The following is a 4,392-nucleotide window of genomic DNA, read 5'->3' as shown; positions in this document are numbered from 1 at the left end:
GAAAGCCTGGTTGTTCGCCGGGTCCGATCGTGGCGGAGAGCGCGCCGCCGCCATGTATTCCCTGATCGTCACCGCGCGCCTGAACGATGTTGATCCCCAGGCATGGCTCGCCGATGTCCTGGCACGGATCAATGACATTCCCAATCCACGCCTCCATGAACTCCTGCCCTGGCACTGGAAAGCCCACCAGCAGGTCCACAATACCATCGCCGCCTGAATACGCCCGCGTCTCTCGCCGGATGGTTACCGCCATCTGATCGGTGACGGGGGATATGCTGGCGAGAAGTTGCGTGGTGCGCTGGCTGAACTCGGCCGATGGACGATCGAGATCGTCAAACGTAGCGATCGGGCCGAAGGCTTCGTCGTCCTGCCCAAACGCTGGATCGTGGAGCGTAGCTTTGCATGGCTCGGACGTTGCCGTCGCCTCACGAAGGATGTCGAGGCAACAATCTCGTCATCCTGCGCATGGTTGATGATTGCCCATATCCGCAGAGTTCTGCGAAAAATCAATCAAACCGCTTTCTGATTCAGGCTCTGACATCGAAGCAGACGCAAAAGGATAGCACTTGCATTATAATTGAACCGTTGATGCCGTTGCTAAAAGGGTGGTAATTGCACCGCGCTCAGTCGACAGGGCCAGTGGTCAACGGGTGGTAATTGCACCGCTCATTTTTGTCAGATTTTTTGATTAAGTATCTGATCCGATGGTTTTTTGATAGGCGATGATTGTCTGCCGCGGTACGGGCGGCGGTGATGCGATCAGTCTTAGACCCGTCCGAACCTGTTCAAGCCTTGCATCTGGATAAACAGCCGCAACCTGTCGCAATGCGATCAGGAATGCCTTCTTGAAATTCTTATCGTCCGTATATTCCTGCCCAAACTGCAAACGAAGGTTGGCCCAAGTAAGCTTCTCACCAGGCCGCCGCACCCGATGAAGTCGATGGGCAAGCCACGTGTAGATGTCGAGCGCTAAAGCTGAGTGCTGCAAACCCTCAAGTGCACGAGGGTCAAGTGGGACAGCGTTTTCTTTTAATTCCTGCCAGAATTTTTCGGATAGCTCGATCGTGCTATCTTTTGCGAGATTTTTGGTCCACGCATCGAATTCATCCACCGGCCGGGCATTCAGATTGCGCGACCCGTAGCCGAGCTTCATTTCACAGGCGCACAAGGCGTTCATCTGTGCCCGAAATGCCTCACGGGATGGACCATTCTGGCTGATGTTGAGGCGTTTCATAAATTCACTGATAGTCCGTCCGACTGCAACAATACGCGATTTCGTTCGGATCGCTTCGGTGCTGATGTGGAAAAGCGCCAATCGTGGCTTGGTTCCATACGGGACGAAGAGCTTTTCCCAATGGCCATCGTTAAACATTTCTCCTGCTGTAATAAGCAGGGATGCCTTGCCATTGTTTCGTTCAAAGCGAGTTTCTTTCGTCCGTTTACGGGGAAGACCAACCTGGCAGAGCACCGTGTGCATGAACTCAATCTCATCAGGCGGAGTTGCCTGAATTTCAGCCGAGAGCTGAATGACACGTGCGGTTGTGGGAGAAAGGACAAGTTCACTCTGTTCTGATGGTGGTTTGCGTTTGCTCATTCGTCCGATCCCACTCTGTCCCTGCTACGTTGTTCAGCATACGACCGATGACGCAAGGCCAGTTCGTCTTCTCAGCCATCTTCTGTCTATGTGTCATAAGCCGAGATCCCCTTTAGGGAGACATATGCGCGTTCAGTGGCTCTAAAATTAACCCAGTAAATTACCATTAAGATATTTTTTGAATATTCTTAAAATATCATTTTAACTTTCTTCCAACGCTTTGAAAATTGCCATACTGATAAACGCAGCTCGGCCTGTTCCCATAGCTTCAGCGCGTTCATCAACACGCCGTAACAAGTCTGGAGCAATGGTCAAACTAATCTGGCGTTTATGTCCCTTTGGCAACCCTTTGTCGTATGATAGAGGCTTTGTTTTTCCTGCATCAGGAGCTCCAGTAACGAAAGCATCTGCAGCAGATTCTACCGACGTTGGTTTAGCTTTGCGATGAATTGCCATTTAATCTATCCTTAATATGTTATGAATATTCAAATTGGATTAAAAACGGCATTTGCAAGTGCAGAAATTTCAGCGACAGCTTTGGGGTCTCGCGGCGTCAGTTCGGAAACAGCCAGACCTGCTCCACCAGCATTACTGAACGCTTTGCGGCGTCGAATTGGTATCGGCAGATAAATGAATTGCGGCACTTCTTTCACTGCTGCAGCAGCCTCTGCATTATCCGTTGAATGGTCTCCTGGATCGGCTTGGTTCATAACAGCTACAGCACGCAATCCATCCCGAACACTTCGTGCTTCATCAATGAGAGCAGCCATGTCGTCTAGTGCCCATACGTCATAGGAACGCGGCGCAAACGGAACCAGAAGCGTATCAGCGAGAATGAGTGCTGCACGAAGCGCTGTAGAATCTCGGCCGCCAACATCGATGATAATATCATCCCATTTATCACGCTGCTGCTGAACTTGGGCACGTAGATTGGGGCCGTCTGGATACTGTGCACAAGCAATCCCAGGTAGCTTTCCAGCTTCAGAACGAGCTGCGATAGCAGCAGCAGCTGTACCCTGTCGATCACCATCAATCAGCCATACCTCTCTACCAGCAGTGGCACGGATTATGGCGAGTTGAACAGCTAAAGTGGTCTTCCCCACCCCTCCTTTCGTATTCCCTATTGCTATAATCACTTTTTAATCCTTTTTGAATATTCAAAACAACGTCTTTTCATCTCATAATATGTTTGCCTTTGTCAACCACATAAAATGTGAAATGAATATTCATTCAATCTGAATATAGGATATTTCCCCAAACGAGATATTTCTCGTTTACCCCCACATTTTCCGTGCGATATCCTGCTCCTCGGCGCCGACGGCATCGGCGTAGATGGCGGTGGTGGAGAGCTGGGCGTGGCCGAGCCATTTCTGCACCATGTTGAGGGGGATGCCGCTGGAGACGGCGGCGACGCCGAAGGCATGGCGCAGGCCCTTGGGGGACGCGGCCGGGCCGGACAGGCCGGCGGCGGCCATGACCGCGTGCACTGCCCGCCAGCCGGTCATGCGGGACCAGGGCCACAGCCGGGCGGCCGCTCCACGCCCCCGCCGACGCTGCGCCTCGCGGATGCCATGCACCAGATCCAGCGCCTCGAGCAGGGAGGGGGGCACCGGCACGGCGCGATAGATCCCGTCCTGGCGCTTCTTGAGCGTGGCGAACACCAGCACGCCACCGGCCAGGTCCACCCGGTCCGCCGTCAGGGCGAGGGCCTCGGACAGGCGGCAGCCCGACCAGGCCAGGGTCATGCACAGCGTGCGGGCCTCGCGCGGCGCCTGCTCGGCCGCGCGCAGGAACCGTGCGCGCTCGGCGACCGTGAGGTATTTGCGGCTCCCGTCGCGGTCGAACAGCTGCATTCCGCCGGGGGCGCCGGCCGGGGTCACCCGCTGTCCCGGTTTTCGGGGGCCGCTCATCCGGCCGCCCTGTCGCGGTAGCCCCGCCGGCGCTTGGCCCGGAGCTGGCGGGCGAGGGCGTCGAGCGCCTGCCCGGCATCATGATGCAGTTCGCAGACCTGCCGGCCGGCCGTCCCGATCCGCCCCCACTGCCGCACCAGGGCGGTGCCGCCAAACAGGTCGGGCTGCAGCGACAGATGGTAGAAGCGCCAGCAGTTGGCGGCCGGGTCCACGCGCACCAGCGCCGCCGTTTCGGGAAACAGCGACAGCTGGCAAGGCGGCCGGACAGGGGCCTTCGGGGCAGGTCTGGGCATGATGTCCTGAAAAGTGTAACACATGTCACCCGCCCAGAACAGGAAAACCGCTGCAATCGCGGGACAGGCCGGCCGGTTTCAGGCCTGGCCTGTTACACTATTACCCATAGTGTAACAGGTCATGGGTCTGCCACCCCTTGAGACGTTATCACTCTCAATCCAATAGAGCCGACAACTTTAGGGGAACTGCCAGTCCGCTTTCCGACGAATTGTGTTGAAAAGCAGCTGTTTTCGCCAATCTCGGCGCCGTTTAGCGTCGGATCTTGTCAGCCTGCCTTAGCCCGGCTTTTCTGGAGAACCGTTCGCCTACGGCGTAAGTCTTTTCTTGCAATATTGCTGATTTCTAATCGAATATGCGCAATCGTAATCGGTTTTTTCGAATGAGGCGTGTTTCTAATGACGGACGTAGAAAGGTCCACGCTGCTTGGCGGGCGATGGCTCGGCGATAACTTTGGTATCGATCCCTGCTGCGGCTTTCCCGTGACTAGCACGGTCGGTTCGCGCCGGGAGAGCCGCCATCATGGCTTTGAGAGCTACGAAGTTTATCCGGAAAGCATGCGACCCGTTGAGACCCCGGCCGGACATCTTCAGTTCC

At 55.5% G+C, this 4,392-nt stretch carries 6 protein-coding genes and 2 pseudogenes; 3 read left to right on the top strand and 5 right to left on the bottom strand.

Going from position 1 to position 4,392, the window contains the following annotated elements:
* Together CFR80_RS17100 and CFR80_RS17095 are read left to right on the top strand one after the other, a co-directional pair.
* A partial coding sequence (locus CFR80_RS17100; protein ID WP_146221676.1) for a transposase domain-containing protein occupies positions 1 to 217 on the top strand: 217 nt, incomplete at its 5' end.
* A 30-nt stretch (positions 218 to 247) separates the two neighbouring features.
* A pseudogene (locus CFR80_RS17095) lies at positions 248 to 526 on the top strand (transposase); the annotation flags it as partial.
* Between the two features lie 162 nt (positions 527 to 688).
* Here the strand turns inward: CFR80_RS17095 and CFR80_RS17090 are convergent.
* From CFR80_RS17090 to CFR80_RS17070, 5 genes are all read right to left on the bottom strand, one after another.
* Positions 689 to 1,594 carry a replication protein RepA gene (locus CFR80_RS17090; protein WP_025812575.1) on the bottom strand — a complete coding sequence of 302 codons (906 nt, stop codon included), beginning with the start codon at positions 1,592 to 1,594 and terminating at the stop codon, positions 689 to 691.
* 201 nt (positions 1,595 to 1,795) lie between these two features.
* Positions 1,796 to 2,050, bottom strand: coding sequence for a ribbon-helix-helix domain-containing protein (locus CFR80_RS17085; protein ID WP_081472694.1), 255 nt, complete (start codon positions 2,048 to 2,050; stop codon positions 1,796 to 1,798).
* A 29-nt stretch (positions 2,051 to 2,079) separates the two neighbouring features.
* Entirely contained in the window at positions 2,080 to 2,730 is a 651-nt protein-coding gene (locus CFR80_RS17080; protein ID WP_010512412.1) for an AAA family ATPase, read from the bottom strand.
* 138 nt (positions 2,731 to 2,868) lie between these two features.
* Positions 2,869 to 3,504 (bottom strand): tyrosine-type recombinase/integrase, encoded by a 636-nt coding sequence (locus tag CFR80_RS17075; RefSeq protein ID WP_110507784.1) that lies wholly within the window; start codon positions 3,502 to 3,504, stop codon positions 2,869 to 2,871.
* Positions 3,501 to 3,797, bottom strand: a complete 297-nt coding sequence (locus CFR80_RS17070) for a WGR domain-containing protein (RefSeq protein WP_110507783.1) — start codon at positions 3,795 to 3,797, stop codon at positions 3,501 to 3,503. The genes CFR80_RS17075 and CFR80_RS17070 overlap by 4 nt, the downstream gene beginning before the upstream one ends.
* Positions 3,798 to 4,193: 396 nt before the next feature.
* Between CFR80_RS17070 and CFR80_RS19655 the strand changes: the two are divergent.
* Positions 4,194 to 4,392: pseudogene (locus CFR80_RS19655) on the top strand (Fic family protein); the annotation flags it as partial.

The sequence above is a fragment of the Komagataeibacter oboediens genome (genome assembly GCF_003207815.1).
Lineage (GTDB): Bacteria > Pseudomonadota > Alphaproteobacteria > Acetobacterales > Acetobacteraceae > Komagataeibacter > Komagataeibacter oboediens.
The sequence above is the reverse complement of the archived record's forward strand: the minus strand, read 5'-3'. Positions and strand labels throughout refer to the sequence as shown.

Bases quoted from the DNA above. Each gene is read 5' to 3' on its own strand.
- CFR80_RS17085 (WP_081472694.1), bottom strand. From the start codon at position 2,050: ATGGCAATTCATCGCAAAGCTAAACCAACGTCGGTAGAATCTGCTGCA.
- CFR80_RS17070 (WP_110507783.1), bottom strand. From the start codon at position 3,797: ATGCCCAGACCTGCCCCGAAGGCCCCTGTCCGGCCGCCTTGCCAGCTG.
- CFR80_RS17075 (WP_110507784.1), bottom strand. From the start codon at position 3,504: ATGAGCGGCCCCCGAAAACCGGGACAGCGGGTGACCCCGGCCGGCGCC.
- CFR80_RS17090 (WP_025812575.1), bottom strand. From the start codon at position 1,594: ATGAGCAAACGCAAACCACCATCAGAACAGAGTGAACTTGTCCTTTCT.